The organism is Kitasatospora hibisci, assembly GCF_043950205.1.
GTDB classification, from domain to species: Bacteria; Actinomycetota; Actinomycetes; order Streptomycetales; family Streptomycetaceae; genus Kitasatospora; species Kitasatospora hibisci.
Genome location: NZ_CP171642.1, coordinates 6,034,291 through 6,050,044, shown reverse-complemented (window position 1 = coordinate 6,050,044; position 15,754 = coordinate 6,034,291). Strand labels below are relative to the sequence as shown.

General features: G+C 72.4%; 14 protein-coding genes. All 14 read right to left on the bottom strand.

Annotated features, from left to right (window positions below):
- Positions 1-119 precede the first annotated feature (119 nt).
- Positions 120-1,649, bottom strand: a complete 1,530-nt coding sequence (locus ACF9IK_RS26495) for a glutamate synthase subunit beta (RefSeq protein ID WP_395296599.1) — start codon at positions 1,647-1,649, stop codon at positions 120-122.
- Entirely contained in the window at positions 1,642-6,243 is a 4,602-nt protein-coding gene (gltB, locus tag ACF9IK_RS26490) for a glutamate synthase large subunit (protein ID WP_395298687.1), read from the bottom strand. Before gltB ends, ACF9IK_RS26495 begins: the two co-directional genes overlap by 8 nt.
- A gap of 470 nt (positions 6,244-6,713) precedes the next feature.
- On the bottom strand, positions 6,714-7,445 hold the full coding sequence (locus tag ACF9IK_RS26485) for a VIT1/CCC1 transporter family protein (protein ID WP_395298686.1): 732 nt from the start codon (positions 7,443-7,445) through the stop codon (positions 6,714-6,716).
- 152 nt (positions 7,446-7,597) lie between these two features.
- On the bottom strand, positions 7,598-8,578 hold the full coding sequence (lgt, locus tag ACF9IK_RS26480; protein ID WP_395296598.1) for a prolipoprotein diacylglyceryl transferase: 981 nt from the start codon (positions 8,576-8,578) through the stop codon (positions 7,598-7,600).
- A gap of 152 nt (positions 8,579-8,730) precedes the next feature.
- Complete coding sequence (locus tag ACF9IK_RS26475; RefSeq protein WP_395296597.1) at positions 8,731-9,594, bottom strand: thioredoxin domain-containing protein; 864 nt, start codon at positions 9,592-9,594, stop codon at positions 8,731-8,733.
- A 72-nt stretch (positions 9,595-9,666) separates the two neighbouring features.
- On the bottom strand, positions 9,667-10,176 hold the full coding sequence (locus ACF9IK_RS26470) for a MauE/DoxX family redox-associated membrane protein (RefSeq protein WP_395296596.1): 510 nt from the start codon (positions 10,174-10,176) through the stop codon (positions 9,667-9,669).
- A gap of 95 nt (positions 10,177-10,271) precedes the next feature.
- Positions 10,272-10,529, bottom strand: a complete 258-nt coding sequence (locus tag ACF9IK_RS26465) for a hypothetical protein (protein WP_395296595.1) — start codon at positions 10,527-10,529, stop codon at positions 10,272-10,274.
- 199 nt (positions 10,530-10,728) lie between these two features.
- Positions 10,729-11,538 (bottom strand): tryptophan synthase subunit alpha, encoded by an 810-nt coding sequence (trpA, locus tag ACF9IK_RS26460; RefSeq protein WP_395296594.1) that lies wholly within the window; start codon positions 11,536-11,538, stop codon positions 10,729-10,731.
- Positions 11,539-11,540: 2 nt separating this feature from the next.
- Entirely contained in the window at positions 11,541-12,791 is a 1,251-nt protein-coding gene (trpB, locus tag ACF9IK_RS26455) for a tryptophan synthase subunit beta (RefSeq protein ID WP_395296593.1), read from the bottom strand.
- A 48-nt stretch (positions 12,792-12,839) separates the two neighbouring features.
- Positions 12,840-12,989: a tryptophan biosynthesis modulator TrpM gene (gene trpM, locus ACF9IK_RS26450; RefSeq protein WP_395296592.1), complete on the bottom strand. Its 150-nt coding sequence runs from the start codon at positions 12,987-12,989 to the stop codon at positions 12,840-12,842.
- Between the two features lie 10 nt (positions 12,990-12,999).
- Positions 13,000-13,806 (bottom strand): indole-3-glycerol phosphate synthase TrpC, encoded by an 807-nt coding sequence (trpC, locus tag ACF9IK_RS26445; protein WP_395296591.1) that lies wholly within the window; start codon positions 13,804-13,806, stop codon positions 13,000-13,002.
- Positions 13,807-14,109: 303 nt separating this feature from the next.
- Positions 14,110-14,550: a DUF2752 domain-containing protein gene (locus ACF9IK_RS26440; protein WP_395296590.1), complete on the bottom strand. Its 441-nt coding sequence runs from the start codon at positions 14,548-14,550 to the stop codon at positions 14,110-14,112.
- Positions 14,551-14,683: 133 nt separating this feature from the next.
- A complete protein-coding gene (locus tag ACF9IK_RS26435; protein WP_395296589.1) occupies positions 14,684-14,929 on the bottom strand; it encodes an HGxxPAAW family protein in 246 nt (81 codons plus the stop codon).
- A 197-nt stretch (positions 14,930-15,126) separates the two neighbouring features.
- On the bottom strand, positions 15,127-15,753 hold the full coding sequence (locus tag ACF9IK_RS26430; RefSeq protein WP_395296588.1) for a TIGR02234 family membrane protein: 627 nt from the start codon (positions 15,751-15,753) through the stop codon (positions 15,127-15,129).
- Position 15,754: the final 1 nt, after the last annotated feature.

The window sequence follows — 15,754 nt, the reverse complement described above, 5'->3', positions numbered from 1 at the left end:
ACCGTGCAGGCCCGGCAACGCTGGCGGGGGCAGCGGCTCGAACTCCCGGTGATGCGGCACCGGGCGACAGGAGGTCCGGACCCGCCGACGGTGGGGCCAGCGGCGGGCTCGGGCGTGCGTCAGACCACCAGCGGGCGGTCCGTCGGGCGGATCGGGGCGGGCAGCGGGGTCTTGCCGCCCAGGTACTTGTCCACCGCCGCGGCGGCCGAGCGGCCCTCCGCGATGGCCCAGACGATCAGCGACTGGCCGCGGCCGGCGTCGCCGCAGACGTAGACGCCGTCGACGTTGGTGGCGAACCTGCCGTCCCGGGCCACGTTGCCGCGGGCGTCCAGCTCGACACCGAGCTGCTCGACCAGGCCGTTCTTCACGTCCGTGCCGGTGAAGCCCATGGCCAGGGTGACCAGCTGCGCCGGGATGGACCGCTCGGTGCCGGGCACCGGCTCGAACCTCCCGTCCTTGAACTCCACCTCGACCAGGTGCAGCTCCTGGACGTTGCCGTCCTCGTCGCCCGTGAAGTGGGTGGTGTTGACGGCGTAGACCCGTCCCTCCGTGCCCCCCTCCGCCGGGGAGGCTCCCTCTGCCTGGTTGCCGACCGTCTTCGTCTCCCGGACGTAGATGGCCTCTTCGTGGGCCGAGGTGACCTTGTACGTCATCGGCATGGTCGGCCAGGGCTGGTGGCCCGGGCGGGAGTCGCTCGGGCGCGGCATGATCTCCAGCTGGGTGACAGAGGCCGCCCCCTGGCGAAGCGCGGTGCCGAGGCAGTCCGCGCCGGTGTCGCCGCCGCCGATGACGATGACGTGCTTGCCCTTGGCGCTGATCGGGGACTCGACGAAGTCGCCCTCCTGCACCTTGTTGGCCAGCGGAAGGTACTCCATGGCCTGGTGGATGCCCTTGAGCTCGCGCCCGGGCACCGGCAGGTCGCGCGCGGTGGTGGCGCCGGCGGCGACGACGACCGCGTCGAAGCGCTCGCGCAGCTGCTGGCCGGTGATGTCCTCGCCGACGTGGACGCCGGTGCGGAACCGGGTGCCCTCCGCGCGCATCTGCTCGATGCGGCGGTTGATGTGGCGCTTCTCCATCTTGAACTCGGGGATGCCGTAGCGCAGCAGGCCGCCGATGCGGTCGGCGCGCTCGTACACCACCACGGTGTGCCCGGCCCGGGTGAGCTGCTGGGCGACGGCCAGCCCGGCCGGTCCGGAGCCGACGACGGCCACGGTCTTGCCGGACAGGCGCTCGGGGACCTGCGGCGTGACGCCGCCCCCGTCCCAGGCCTTGTCGATGATGGTGACCTCGACGTTCTTGATGGTCACCGCGTCCTGGTTGATCCCGAGCACGCAGGCCGACTCGCAGGGAGCCGGGCAGAGGCGGCCGGTGAACTCCGGGAAGTTGTTGGTCGCGTGCAGCCGCTCGATGGCGCCGGTCCAGTCGTCCCGGTAGGCCAGGTCGTTCCATTCGGGGATGAGGTTCCCGAGCGGGCAGCCGTTGTGGCAGAACGGGATGCCGCAGTCCATGCAGCGGCCGGCCTGCTTGGTGATGATCGGCAGGAGGCTGCGCTCGACGTAGACCTCGTTCCAGTCCCGCAGACGGACGTCCACGGGCCGGCGCTCGGCCAGCTGCTTGCCGGTGGTCAGGAAGCCCTTGGGGTCAGCCACGTGCCGCCTCCATCATCTTGCGAGTGGTCTCGGCCTCGGAGAGGCCATCGCGCTCAGCGGCGTCCTTGGCGGCGAGCACAGCCTTGTAGTCGGTCGGCATGATCTTGGAGAAGCGGGAGACCCCGCTGCCCCAGTCGGCCAGGAGCTCGGCGGCGACGGTGGAGCCGGTCTCCTCGTAGTGCTGCTGCACGGTCTCGCGCAGCCAGTCGCGGTCGTCGGCGGTCGGGGCCTCGATGCCCACCATGCCGTCGTTGACGTTCGCGGGGCGCAGGTCCAGCACGTAGGCGATGCCGCCGGACATGCCCGCCGCGAGGTTGCGGCCGGTCTCGCCGAGGACGACCACCCGGCCGCCGGTCATGTACTCCAGGCCGTGGTCGCCCACGCCCTCGACCACCAGGGTGGCACCGGAGTTGCGGACGGCGAAGCGCTCGCCGGCCTTGCCGCGCAGGTGCACGCGCCCGCTGGTGGCGCCGTAGCCGATGGTGTTGCCGGCGATGACGTGGTTCTGCGCGTCGGCGCCGATCGCGGCGGCGTCGCGCGCCGGGCGGACGACCACCACACCGCCGGAGAGGCCCTTGGCGACGTAGTCGTTGGCGTCGCCCTCCAGGCGCAGGGTGACGCCCTTCGGCACGAAGGCGCCGAACGACTGGCCGGCCGAACCGGTGAAGGTGACGTCGACGGTGCCCTCGGGCAGGCCCTCGCCGCGGTACCGCTTGGTCACCTCGTGGCCGAGCATGGTGCCGACCGTGCGGTTGACGTTGCGGATCGGCAGCTGGATGCGGACGGCCTCGCCGCGCTCCAGCGCATCCTCGGCCAGCTCGATCAGCTGGTTGTCGAGGGCCTTGTCCAGCGCGTGGTCCTGCGCGGTGGTGCAGTGCAGGGCCGAGCCCTCGGGCAGCTCGGGGACGTGGAAGAGCGGGGCCAGGTCGAGGCCGGCGGCCTTCCAGTGCGAGATCGCGGCCTGCGCGTTGATGTGCTCGGCGTGGCCGACGGCCTCCTCGATCGAGCGGAAGCCCAGCGAGGCCAGGATCTCCCGGACCTCCTCGGCGATGAACTCGAAGAAGTTGACCACGAACTCGGGCTTGCCGGAGAAGCGCTCGCGCAGCACCGGGTTCTGGGTGGCGACGCCGACCGGGCAGGTGTCCAGGTGGCAGACGCGCATCATGATGCAGCCGGAGACCACCAGCGGGGCGGTCGCGAAGCCGAACTCCTCGGCGCCGAGCAGGGCGGCGATCACGACGTCGCGGCCGGTCTTCAGCTGGCCGTCGGTCTGCACCACGATGCGGTCGCGCAGGCCGTTGAGCAGCAGGGTCTGCTGGGTCTCGGCGAGGCCGAGCTCCCAGGGGCCGCCCGCGTGCTTGAGCGAGGTCAGCGGCGAGGCGCCGGTACCGCCGTCGTGGCCGGAGACCAGCACCACGTCCGCGTGCGCCTTGGAGACGCCGGCCGCGACCGTGCCGACGCCGACCTCGGAGACCAGCTTCACGTGGATGCGGGCCGCCGGGTTGGCGTTCTTGAGGTCGTGGATCAGCTGTGCCAGGTCCTCGATGGAGTAGATGTCGTGGTGCGGCGGCGGGGAGATCAGGCCGACGCCCGGGGTCGAGTGCCGGGTCTTGGCCACCCACGGGTAGACCTTGTGGCCGGGCAGCTGGCCGCCCTCGCCGGGCTTGGCGCCCTGGGCCATCTTGATCTGGATGTCGTCCGCGTTGACCAGGTACTCGGAGGTGACGCCGAAGCGGCCGGAGGCGACCTGCTTGATCGCCGAGCGGCGCTCCGGGTCGTACAGGCGGTCCGGGTCCTCGCCGCCCTCACCGGTGTTGGACTTGCCGCCGAGGCGGTTCATCGCGATGGCGAGGGTCTCGTGCGCCTCGCGGGAGATCGAGCCGTACGACATGGCGCCGGTGGAGAAGCGCTTGACGATCTCCGAGACCGGCTCGACCTCCTCGACCGGCACCGGGGTGCGGCCGAGGGCGTCCAGCTGGAACAGGCCGCGCAGCGTCATCAGCCGCTCGGACTGCTCGTTCACCCGGTCCGTGTACTGCTTGAAGATGTCGTACCGGCGGTTGCGGGTGGAGTGCTGCAGCCGGAAGACGGTGTCCGGGTCGAACAGGTGCGGCTCGCCCTCGCGGCGCCACTGGTACTCGCCGCCGATCTCCAGCGCGCGGTGCGCGGCCGGGATGCCGGATGCCGGGTAGGCCTTGGCGTGGCGGGCGGCCACCTCCTTGGCGATCTCGTCCAGGCCGATGCCGCCGAGCTTGGTGGTGGTGCCGGCGAAGTAGGCGCCGACCAGCTCCTCGGAGAGGCCGATCGCCTCGAAGACCTGTGCACCGCGGTAGGAGGCGACGGTGGAGATGCCCATCTTGGACATGACCTTGAGCACGCCCTTGCCGAGCGCCTTGATCAGGTTCTTGATGGCCTTCTCGGGCTCGACTCCCTGGATGAAGACGCCCTGGGCGACGAGGTCCTCGACGGACTCCATCGCCAGGTAGGGGTTGACCGCGCCGGCGCCGTAGCCGATCAGCAGCGCGACGTGGTGCACCTCGCGGACGTCGCCGGCCTCGACCAGCAGCGACACCTGGGTGCGCTGCTTGGTGCGGATGAGGTGGTGATGGATCGCGGAGGTGAGCAGCAGCGAGGGGATCGGGGCGTGCTCGGCGTCCGAGTGCCGGTCGGAGAGCACGATGATCCGGGCGCCGTCGGCGATCGCGGCGTCGGCCTCGGCGGCGATCGCGGACAGGCGCGCGGCCAGGCCCTCGCCGCCGGAGGCGACCTTGTAGAGGCCGGAGAGCGTGACGGCCTTGAGACCGGGCTGGTCGCCGTCGTGGTTGATGTGGACCAGCTTGGCCAGCTCGTCGTTGTCGATCACCGGGAAGGTGATGCCGACCGAGCGGCAGGAGGCGGCCTCGGCGCCCAGCAGGTTGCCCTCGGGGCCGAGGTTGGACAGCAGCGAGGTGACGAGCTCCTCGCGGATCGCGTCCAGCGGCGGGTTGGTGACCTGCGCGAAGAGCTGCACGAAGTAGTCGAACAGCAGGCGCGGCTTCTCGGACAGCGCGGCGATCGGGCTGTCGGTGCCCATCGAGCCGAGCGCCTCGCCGGCGGTCTTGGCCATCGGCGCGAGGACGACCCGCAGCTCCTCCTCGGTGTAGCCGAAGGTCTGCTGGCGGCGGGTCACCGAGGCGTGGGTGTGCGCGATGTGCTCGCGCTCCGGGAGCTTGGCGAGCTGGATCTGGCCGGCCGCGACCCACTCCTCGTAGGGGTGCTCGGCGGCCAGTGCGGACTTGATCTCCTCGTCCTCAACGATGCGGTGCTCCGCGGTGTCGACGAGGAACATCCGGCCGGGCTGCAGGCGGCCCTTCCTGACCACCTTGTCCTGCTCGATGTCGAGCACGCCGACCTCGGAGGAGAGGACGACCAGGCCGTCCTCGGTGATCCAGTAGCGGGCCGGGCGCAGGCCGTTGCGGTCGAGGACGGCGCCGATCTGGGTGCCGTCGGTGAAGGTGACGCAGGCCGGGCCGTCCCAGGGCTCCATCAGGTTGGAGTGGTACTGGTAGAACGCGCGGCGGGCCGGGTCCATGGTGGCGTGGTTCTCCCACGCCTCGGGGATCATCATCAGCACCGAGTGCGGCAGCGAGCGGCCGCCGAGGTGGAGCAGCTCCAGGACCTCGTCGAAGGAGGCCGAGTCGGAGTGGTCCGGGGTGCAGATCGGGAAGATCCGCTCCAGACCCTGCCCGTTCCTGTTGGCGGGGATCAGGTCGGTGGCGAGCTGGGACTCCCGGGCGGTCATCCAGTTCCGGTTGCCCTTGACCGTGTTGATCTCGCCGTTGTGGGCGACGAAGCGGTACGGGTGGGCGAGCGGCCAGCTCGGGAAGGTGTTGGTCGAGAAGCGCGAGTGCACCAGGCCGAGCGTGGAGGCGTAGAGCCGGTCCGAGAGGTCGGGGAAGAAGGGCTCCAGCTGCCCGGTGGTCAGCATGCCCTTGTAGACGATGGTGCGGGCGGAGAGCGAGGGGAAGTACACCCCGGCCTCGCGCTCGGAGCGCTTGCGGACGACGAAGGCGATCCGGTCGAGGGCGAGACCCTCGACGCCGTCCTTGCTCAGGAAGACCTGCCGGAAGCGCGGCATGACGCCGCGGGCGGTGGCGCCCAGCAGGTCGGGGGTGACCGGGACGTCGCGCCAGCCGAGGACGGTCAGGCCCTCCTCGGCCGCGACGGCCTCGATCTTCGCGACGGCGGCGGCGTCGGCCGCGTCCTCGTCGGGCAGGAAGGCGATGCCGACCGCGTAGGCACCGGCGGCGGGGAGCTCGAAGGCGACCTTGGTACGCAGGAACGCGTCCGGGATCTGGGTCAGGATTCCGGCGCCGTCGCCGGAGTCCGGCTCGGCACCGGTGGCACCCCGGTGCTCCAGGTTCCGCAGGACGGTCAGCGCCTGCTCGACGATCTTGTGGTCGGCGATGCCGGTCAGCGTGGCGACGAAGCCGACGCCGCAGGCGTCGTGCTCGTTCCGCGGGTCGTACAGGCCCTGAGCAGCAGGTCGCGCATCCGGAACGAGCGCGTACGGCGGGCGGGCTGCGCCGGCCTGGAGCTCGTTGGCGGAGTGCATGGATGCAGACAGCATCGGCTCTCCCGTCGTCGTCTTCTTCGAGTGCAGGTGCAGTAGGGACGACGTTGGCCCTGATGCGATTTCGTGCAAGTTACATGATGCCCAAGATCCCGGAAAGCGGAATATCCGGTCCACATCGCGGACGGACCCGCAGGTCAAGGGAGGAGGGGGGACATGCCACGGTGCACGTCCCGACGATTGTGCCCGGCGGTCGGCGGCCTGAAACAGGGGCGAAATCCCCCGGCTACGGAAGCCGATCAAGGCCACCTGCGAATCCACTCCCGGAGCCGGTCCCCGGGATGCGAATCAGCGGCCCCCAGGCCCGGATGATGAGACTAGGCCAGGTGACGCGGGTACTCCATGTGCGGAACGTCACGCGCTGCGCAGCATAGTCATGCAGACCTCTGTACCATCCCACGAGCCGGGGCCGGGGGCCGCCGGCCCGGTCAGCCCACCGCCCGCCACGCAGGTCAGCCCACGTGCCCGCCGATCAGCCAGCCGAGCAGGTACGTCACCCCGGCCGCCGTCCCGCCCAGCACCAGTTGCCGCAGCCCGCTGAACCACCAGCTACGGGCCGTCACCCGGGCCACCACCGCGCCGCAGGCGAACAGGCCGACCACCGCGAGCAGCAGGGCCGGCACCAGCGTGGTCGCCCCCAGCAGGTACGGCAGCAGCGGCAGCAGCGCGCCCACCGCGAAGCAGACGAACGACGAGCCGGCCGCCACCCACGGCGACGGCAGGTCGTTGGGGTCGATCCCCAGCTCTTCCCGGGCGTGGATCTCCAGCGTCTGGGCCGGGTCGGCGGACAGCTGCCGGGCCACCTCGTGGGCGAGCTCCGGTTCCACGCCGCGGGCGATGTACAGCTGGGCCAGCTCGGCCAGCTCGCCGTGCGGGTTGCGGCTCAGCTCCAGCCGCTCGGCCTCGATCTCCGCCTGCACCAGCTCGCGCTGCGAGGCGACCGACGTGTACTCCCCCGCCGCCATCGAGCAGGCCCCGGCCGCCAGACCGGCCAGCCCGGTCAGCACGACGGTGCCGCTGGACACCGCGCCTCCCACCACGCCGGTCATCAGTGCGAAGTTGGAGACCAGCCCGTCCATCGCCCCGAAGACGGCCGGCCGCAGCCAGCCGCCGTTCACGTCGCGGTGGTGCCCCGCGGCGGGGATGCGGGGGTGGTGCCCGGCCTCGGGTTCCAGGGTGGTCACACTCACGGTCTTTCCCTCCCGTTCGATTTCTTCTGCGTCGAACGTAGACCGTCTGACCTGGGCATTTCTAGCAAAGTAAGGCTGTCCGAACAGCGCTCCGGCCGCCCTCCGCGAGCATCGCGGGGGCGGCCGGAAGGCGCGATCGTCCCTGGTCAGGTGAGGTTCTTGGCGTTCTTGTCGGCGGGGTCGGCCGCCGCGTCGGTGGGCTCGGAGGCGGACCTCCCGGCCGCCGGGGCGGACGGCTTCGCCGGCTCCTCGTCGGCCGGGCCGTCGGCGGGCGCCGTTCCGGTCCCCTCCGGTCCGTGCGCCGAGGGGTCGATGGTGGCCGGGTCCTCCCGGCCGGGGCGCTTCCTGCCGACGATCACGAGGTAGGCGACGGCGGCGGCGAAGACCGCGATCGCCACCCAGTCGTTGAGCCGCAGGCCGAGGATGTGGTGCGCCTCGTCGATCCGCAGCCACTCGGTCCAGAACCGGCCGACCGTGTAGGCGGCCACGTACAGCGCGAAGGCCCGGCCGTGACCGAGGGTGAAGCGGCGGTCCGCCCAGATCACCAGCAGCGCCACTGCGACGCACCAGAGCGACTCGTAGAGGAAGGTCGGCTGGTAGATCCCGGTGACGACCTCGCCGGTCGGCAGCGTCTTGTTGATCTCCAGACCCCACGGCAGGGTGGTCTCCCGGCCGTACAGCTCCTGGTTGAACCAGTTGCCCCAGCGGCCGAGCGCCTGGGCCAGCGCGATGCCCGGGGCGATCGCGTCGGCGTAGGCGGGCAGCGGCACGCCGTGGCGGCGGCAGCCGATCCAGGCGCCGACCGCACCGAACGCGATCGCGCCCCAGATGCCGAGGCCGCCCTCCCAGATCTTGAAGGCGTTCCAAGGGTTCTTGCCCTCGGCGAAGTAGAGCTGGTGGTCGGTGATCACGTGGTAGAGCCGGCCGCCGACCAGGCCGAACGGCACGGCCCACACGGCGATGTCGCCGACCGTGTGCTTGCCACCGCCCCGGGCGACCCAGCGCTTGCTGCCGAGCCAGACGGCCACGACGACACCGAGGATGATGCAGAAGGCGTAGGCGCGCAGCGGGATCGGTCCGAGGTACAGGACGCCCCGAGACGGGCTGGGAATGTAGGCGATATCCATGGCAGCTCCGACGCTACAGGGTCGGCGGCCCCGCCCGGACACCCCGCGGGTCACAGATCGGCTCACAGATCCCGGACAACGGGGTGGCCGGCAGGCCGCCGCCCCCTCCGGACGGGGAGGGGGCGGCGGCCCGCCGGTGCGGCGGCCCGGGCTCAGCCGGCCTTCGGCGAGGGGTTGTTGGTCTCCGAGGCGGTGCTGGTCGGCGCCGGGGACTGGCCGTGCGATCCGGTGCTGCCCAGCGACTTGCCCTGGTTCGCGGCGTCCACCGCCTCGACCAGGTTCTGCGGGGTGATCTCCTGGCTGCCGTTCTTCGGGTAGACCGGCTGCCCGTTGAGCAGCACCGTCGGGGTGGACTTGAAGGTGGACTTGTCGAAGTCCTGCTGGACCGCGGAGACCCAGCCGCCGTACCTGTTCTCGTTGACGCAGGCCTCGAAGGCGGGCGTGACCAGCCCGTCGACCTGCCTGGCGAGGTTGATCAGGACGGCCTTGTCACCGAAGGCGTCGTTGGTCTCGTCCGGCTGGTTGCGGTAGAGCACGTCGTGGTAGTCGCGGAAGTGCCCGGCGTCCTGGGCACAGGCCAGTGCGTTGGCGGCGGCCTTCGAGCCCTTGCCCGGCACGGCCCGGTCGATGAACGAGACGATGTGGTACTGGGTGCCGATCTTGCCCGCGTCCTCCAGCTGGTCGATCGTCGGGGAGAACTCGCGCTCGAAGCTGCCGCAGGCGGGACAGCGCGGGTCCTCGTAGACGGTGAGCACGGAGGGCGCGTCGGCCGCGCCGACCGGGATGACCAGGTTCTTGTCGCCGATCGTGCCGGCGGGCGCGGCGGTGGGGGTCTCGGGCTTGGAGCGCTCGTTCTGCACCACGACGCCGGTGACCACGGCGGCGGCGATCACGGCCAGCACCACCCCGCCGACCACCAGCTTCTTCTTGCGCTTGGCTCGGGCCTCATCGGCCGCCCGTTCCGCCAGCATCCGCTCGCGGGCGGTGCGCTTGCCTTCTCGGTTCTTCTCGCTCATTGCGTTGACATTCACAATCGGGGCCTGGTCCGGGTCGGGGTCGGGTGTGGTGTGCGGTGGTGCGCCGGCCGGTCAGCTCGCCAGCCATTCGTCCACCGAGAACCTGGTGCGGGGGTGGCGGATCAGCCACCCGGCGAGCAGCAGGAACCCGGTGTCGCGCAGGATCTCCTGCAGGTACTCGGTCTTCGAGGCGTCCACCGCCCCGCCGCCGCCGAAACAGCCGCAGTCGATCGAGATGCCGCGCGCCCAGGCGGAGGCGATCCCGGCGATGAAGGCGAGCAGCAGCACCGCCGAGACGATCGCGACCAGCCGGACGCCGAGGCCGATCAGCAGCAGCAGCGCGAGCGCCAGCTCCAGGAACGGCAGGGCGTAACCGACCGGCTTGACCAGGGACTCGGGCAGGATCTCGTACGCGCGGACGGCCTGCGCGGCCTCGGCCGGGTCGGCGACCTTGGCCAGGCCGGCCCACCCCCACACGACCGCCAGGCCGAGCCGGACGGCCGTGCTGACCCACGCCGTTCCGCTCCACTGCGCCAGCCGGCCGGCCGCCATCGGGAAACCCTCCTCGGGAAACACGTTCACTTCCTGATGAACCGTAAGGGCTGAAGGGTGGTTCCTCCATATTCAGGAATTAAGCCGGATGGGTGACGTCTGATGACGTTCTGTCCGAATCCGTTCTAGCGGGCGTTCGGGTCGCAGCCCGCCTGCCACCCCGGGTCGAGGAGGTCCCGCCGCCCGTCGTGTCCCGCGCGCGCGGCCCGGGCCACCGCACCCTCCCGGGCCGCCTCGGCGCAGACGTAGGCGTCCCGCTCGGCCCGCTCCGCACCCCGTCTGGCCAGTGCCTGACCGACCGCGGCGTCCGCCCCCACGGCGGCGCTCAGGGCCAGGACGGCCGCGGCCGCCCGCAGCAGCACGGCTCGCTGGAGACCCGCCACCGGCCGACCCCTTCCGCTCGTTCCCGCCCTCGCACGCGTCGTTCGTGCACTCGTCCCTCCACTCAACGCCGGTCAACCGCCGCTGATGCGTCTACCCGCCGCTGTTCACTCGTTCGGGTTCCGTTCGGCCCGGAACGCCCCCGCAACGCCGACGGCCCGCCGCCCCGCGAGGGGGCGACGGGCCGTCGGGCGGGTCCGGTCAGCGGCGGCGGACGCCCTCCGCCAGCTCGCCGGCCAGTGTCCGCACCGCGGCGAGCGCGGCCTGCTCGTCGCCGTCGGCGTCCAGGATCCGCTGGACGAAGGCCGAGCCGACGATCACACCGTCGGCGAAGCCGGCCACCTGGGCCGCCTGGTCCGCCGTCGAGACGCCGAGGCCGACGCAGACCGGCAGGTCGGTGGTGGCCCGGGTACGGGCGACCAGGTCCTCGGCGAGGTCGCCGACCTGGGCCCGGGAGCCGGTCACGCCCATCACCGCCGCCGCGTAGACGAAGCCGGAGCCGGCCGCGGTGACCTCGGCGAGCCGCCCGTCCTTGCTGCTCGGGGCGACCACGAACACGGTGTCCAGCCCGTGCTCGTCCGCGGCCTTGCGCCACTCCTCGGACTCCTCCACCGGCAGGTCCGGCAGGATGCAGCCCGCACCGCCGGCCGCGGCCAGGTCGGCGGCGAAGCGCGCGGTGCCGTAGCGCTCGACCGGGTTCCAGTAGGTCATCACCAGTACGGCGGCGGCCGGGTGGGCCGCGGCGACCTCCTGGACGGTGCGCAGCACGTCCTTGATCCGGACGCCGCCGCGCAGCGCGATGTCGTCGGCGGTCTGGATGGTCGGGCCGTCCAGGACCGGGTCGGAGTGCGGCAGGCCGACCTCGACGACGTCGCAGCCGCCCTCGATCAGGGCGTTGACCGCCCGCACACCGCCGTCCACGCTCGGGAAGCCGGCCGGCAGGTAGCCGATCAGCGCGGCGCGGCCCTCCGCCCTGGCGGCGGCGAGGATGTCACTGAGCTTCGATGCCATGGTCACTTACCCCCGCGGGCCGCGTCGCCGGCCGGCTCGTCGTACAGGCCGAAGTACTCGGCCGCGGTGTGCATGTCCTTGTCGCCGCGCCCGGAGAGCGAGACCAGGATGGTGGCCTCCGGGCCGAGCTCGCGGCCCAGCTCCAGGGCGCCGGCCAGCGCGTGCGCGCTCTCGATGGCCGGGATGATGCCCTCGGTGCGGGACAGCAGCCGCAGTGCCTGCATCGCGGCGTCGTCGGTGACCGGGCGGTACTCGGCCCGCCCGGTGTCCTTCAGCCAGGCGTGCTCCGGGCCGACGCCCGGGTAGTCGAGGCCGGCCGAGATGGAGTGCGACTCGATGGTCTGGCCGTCCTCGTCCTGGAGGACGTAGGTGCGCGAGCCGTGCAGCACGCCCGGGTCGCCCTTGGTGAGGGTGGCGGCGTGCCTGGGGGTCTCGGCGCCCTCGCCGGCCGCCTCGCAGCCGATCAGGCGCACTCCGGCGTCCGGGATGAACTCGTGGAAGATGCCCATCGCGTTGGAACCGCCGCCGACGCAGGCGACGACGGCGTCGGGCAGCCGGCCGGTGCGGTCCAGCACCTGCTGCCGGGCCTCGACGCCGATCACCCGGTGGAAGTCGCGCACCATCATCGGGAACGGGTGCGGGCCGGCCACGGTGCCGAACAGGTAGTGGGTGGAGTCCACGTTGGCGACCCAGTCGCGGAACGCCTCGTTGATGGCGTCCTTGAGGGTGCGGCTGCCGGACTTGACCGCCACCACCTCGGCGCCGAGCATCCGCATCCGGGCGACGTTCAGCGCCTGGCGCTGGGTGTCGACCTCGCCCATGTAGATGGTGCAGTCGAAGCCGAACAGCGCGCAGGCGGTGGCGGTGGCCACGCCGTGCTGGCCGGCACCGGTCTCGGCGATGATCCGGGTCTTGCCCATCCGCCGGGTCAGCAGCGCCTGACCCAGCACGTTGTTGATCTTGTGCGAGCCGGTGTGGTTGAGGTCCTCGCGCTTGAGCAGGACGCGCGCGCCGCCCGCCTCGGCGGAGAACCGGTGCACGTCGGTCAGCGGGCTGGGGCGGCCGGTGTAGTCGCGCAGCAGCCCGTCCAGTTCGGCGGCGAAGGCCGGGTCGGCTTTCGCCTTCTCGTACTCCTCGGCGACCTGCTCCACGGCGGCGACCAGCGCCTCCGGGATGAAGCGGCCCCCGTAGGCGCCGAAGTAGCCGCGGGCGTCCGGCACGTCGGCGCCGGACAGGTGGTCCTTCTCGGACATGATGGGTCCTTCTCGAAGATGACGACAGTGGACGTCGGAACGGCTGGATCAGCCGTACGCCCTTCGCCATCGACGGCCCGGCACCTGCCCGGGCTCGCAGCCGATCACGTAGCGCACCCGCCTGCCCAGCACACGGCGTGCGGGCGCGCGGCAGCCGCGCGGGCGGCAGCCGGGGGCGAGACGGGAGGCGAGTTTCACGGCGGCGGGATCAGTCCTTGTGGCGGATGGCGGGGTGGACGCCGGCCGCGACCAGGTCGGCCACCGCGGCGCGCGGGTCGCTGCCGGTCACCAGGGACTCGCCGACCAGTACCGCGTCGGCCCCCAGGTTGGCGTAGGAGATCACGTCCAGCGGGCCGCGCACGCCGGACTCGGCGACCTTGACGATGCCGTCCGGGATCGCGTGGACGACGTTGCCGAAGGTGTTCCGGTCGACCTCCAGGGTCTTGAGGTTGCGGGCGTTGACGCCGATGATCTTCGCGCCGGCGTCCACCGCGCGCTTGATCTCCTCCTCGTCGTGCACCTCGACCAGCGGGGTGAGGCCGATCGACTCGGCGCGCTCGATCAGCGACACCAGGGCCGGCTGGTCGAGGGCCGCGACGATCAGCAGTGCGAGGTCGGCGCCGTGGGCGCGGGCCTCCCAGAGCTGGTACGCGGTGACGATGAAGTCCTTGCGCAGCAGCGGGGTGTCCACGGCGGCCCGGACGGCGTCCAGGTCGGCCAGCGACCCGCCGAAGCGGCGCTGCTCGGTCAGGACGCTGATCGCGGCGGCACCGCCGGCCGCGTAGTCGACCGCCAGGGCGGCCGGATCGGCGATCGCGGCCAGCGCGCCCTTGGACGGGCTGGAACGCTTGACCTCGCAGATCACCCGGACCCCGTCGCCCTTCAGGGCCGCGACGCCGTCCCTGGCGTCCGGGGCCTTGGCGGCGAGCTCCTTGAGCTCGTCCAGGGAGACCCGGGCCTGCCGCTCGGCGAGGTCCTCACGGACTCCCTCGATGATCGTGTCGAGGACACTCATGCACCCACCTCGCTCCGCTCGGCGGGCGCTGGACGCGACGCGCCCCTGTGGTCGGTTCTCCCCCGGCCTCCGGCCGAGGGGATCCCCAGGCTCCGCTTGCACACGAGAGCGCCCCCATCGTTGGTCTGCTAGTCGTTCTAGCGGAAAGCCGGACAGCCAGTCCGGCCTCCGGCCCTTCGATGGTATCGGCACCAGGGGCGCGGGGCGCATCCGCCCGGCGCGCGTCTCGCGGTTCGGACGCCTCCTCCGAACGGCCGCAAGGCGCCTCCCAACTTGGCCTTCACCGTCCCTCCACCGGCGGATTCAGACCAGCGGGGGTGCCAGACCGGCCCCGATCGGCAGATTCCGGACCACCGTGAAGACCAGCAGCAGGAGCGCGACCAGCACCCAGCGCCGGGCGCCGAGCACGAGCCGGGGCGCCGGTCCGCCGGTCGCCGCGGCCCAGACCCAGCGCACCCAGAGCACGGCCAGCACCACGAACAGCAGCACCGCGGGGGCGTTGTCGTGCAGCGCACCGCTGAGGTCCCCGTGGACCAGCGCGTGGACGCAGCGCAGTCCGCCGCAACCGGGGCACCACCAGCCGGTGGCGGCCAGGAACGGACAGGTCGGGTAGTGGCCGGGGGCGTTCGGGTCCACCAGGGCGATGAAGGTGGTGGGGACGGCCACCGCGGCGAGGGCGGCCAGCGGGACGCCCAGCCGGCGCAGGACCGGTGGCCGGGCGGAGGCGGTGGAGGCGGCGTTCACGCCCCTGATTCTGCCCGCCCGGCGCGGCGCCGGACACCGTGACACAGCGGGCGGGGCCCAGCGGGCCCTCGGGAAAGCGAAACGGCGGGCGTGGCGCCCGCCGTCGTGCCTCGTACCCGAAGACCCGTTCGGATCAGGCGGCGGCGAGCGCGGCCTGGTGCTCCTCGACGGTCATCACGTGCTGGCTCGGCTGCTTGCCCATGCCCGCCATCGCCATGGCCTTGCCGACCACGCCGCCGAGCAGGACGACCGCCAGGCCGGCGCAGACCAGCAGCACCGACGGGAGGATCATGGCGACGCCCGCGATCGCGAAACCGATGAAGGTGATGGTCACGCCGGTCCAGGCGGCGGGGGTGTGACCGTGTGCTGCTGCTGCCATCTGAATGGTGCTCCTAGGCTCTCGGGGCCCGGCCGGGCCTGCGGGCCCCTGGCGGGTTGACGCGTTCCATTGTGCCGGGCCACACACCGGCGCCCCAAGGCGGGTGCTCGTCTATCGGGTCACATCGGGCCCGGTCACCGGCGGTGGGCGGCGGACGACGGCCGTCCGGGTGCGGACCGGATCCGGCGCCGGCCGGATCAGACCGCGGTGGGGTCCTCGCCGCGGTCCAGGGCCTTCCACAGGTCGGCCGGGGACTCGGCCGCCTTCGCCGGGGCCTTGCGGGTCGGCGCCTCGTACCGGCTGCCCATGGCCGGCCAGCCCCGCCCGTACCGTGCGGTGAGCAGCCCGGCCAGCGCCAGCAGCAGCCCGCCGACCAGCGCCGCCCACGGCCAGGCGGTGTGGGCGACGTCGGTGGCGGTGGTACCCGACAGGGCCAGCTTGCGGGCCGCCTCGGAGTCCAGCGCGGCACTGTCGCCCGCCCCGGCCGCGGCCGCCGCGGCGGCTCCGAGGCCGGCCAGCAGCGTCAGCGTGCCGACCGCGATCCGGCCGGCGCCGCGGACCGCGAAGACCGCGACCGCCGCCGCGAGTGCCACCAGCGCCAGCCCGCCCGGCAGCTCGGAGATCCGGCTCCCGGTGACGGAGACCTCCAGCGTCCCGGCGGCCGCCCCGGCCACCCGGCCCTCGGCCCAGACCCGGCCGACGGCCGTCAGCACCAGCACCACGCCCAGCAGGGTCAGCAGCAGCATCAGGCCGAGCGTGCGTCGCCCGGCCTTCGCGGGGGCGGCGGGGGCGGCTTCGGTACGGGACTGCTCAGGAGCGCTCACC

What these genes read in the sequence shown, in the direction of transcription:
- gltB (WP_395298687.1), bottom strand. Translation starts at nt 6,243, where the DNA reads ATGCACTCCGCCAACGAGCTCCAGGCCGGCGCAGCCCGCCCGCCGTAC.
- lgt (WP_395296598.1), bottom strand. Translation starts at nt 8,578, where the DNA reads ATGGATATCGCCTACATTCCCAGCCCGTCTCGGGGCGTCCTGTACCTC.
- ACF9IK_RS26475 (WP_395296597.1), bottom strand. Translation starts at nt 9,594, where the DNA reads ATGAGCGAGAAGAACCGAGAAGGCAAGCGCACCGCCCGCGAGCGGATG.
- trpA (WP_395296594.1), bottom strand. Translation starts at nt 11,538, where the DNA reads ATGGCATCGAAGCTCAGTGACATCCTCGCCGCCGCCAGGGCGGAGGGC.
- trpB (WP_395296593.1), bottom strand. Translation starts at nt 12,791, where the DNA reads ATGTCCGAGAAGGACCACCTGTCCGGCGCCGACGTGCCGGACGCCCGC.
- trpC (WP_395296591.1), bottom strand. Translation starts at nt 13,806, where the DNA reads ATGAGTGTCCTCGACACGATCATCGAGGGAGTCCGTGAGGACCTCGCC.
- ACF9IK_RS26435 (WP_395296589.1), bottom strand. Translation starts at nt 14,929, where the DNA reads ATGGCAGCAGCAGCACACGGTCACACCCCCGCCGCCTGGACCGGCGTG.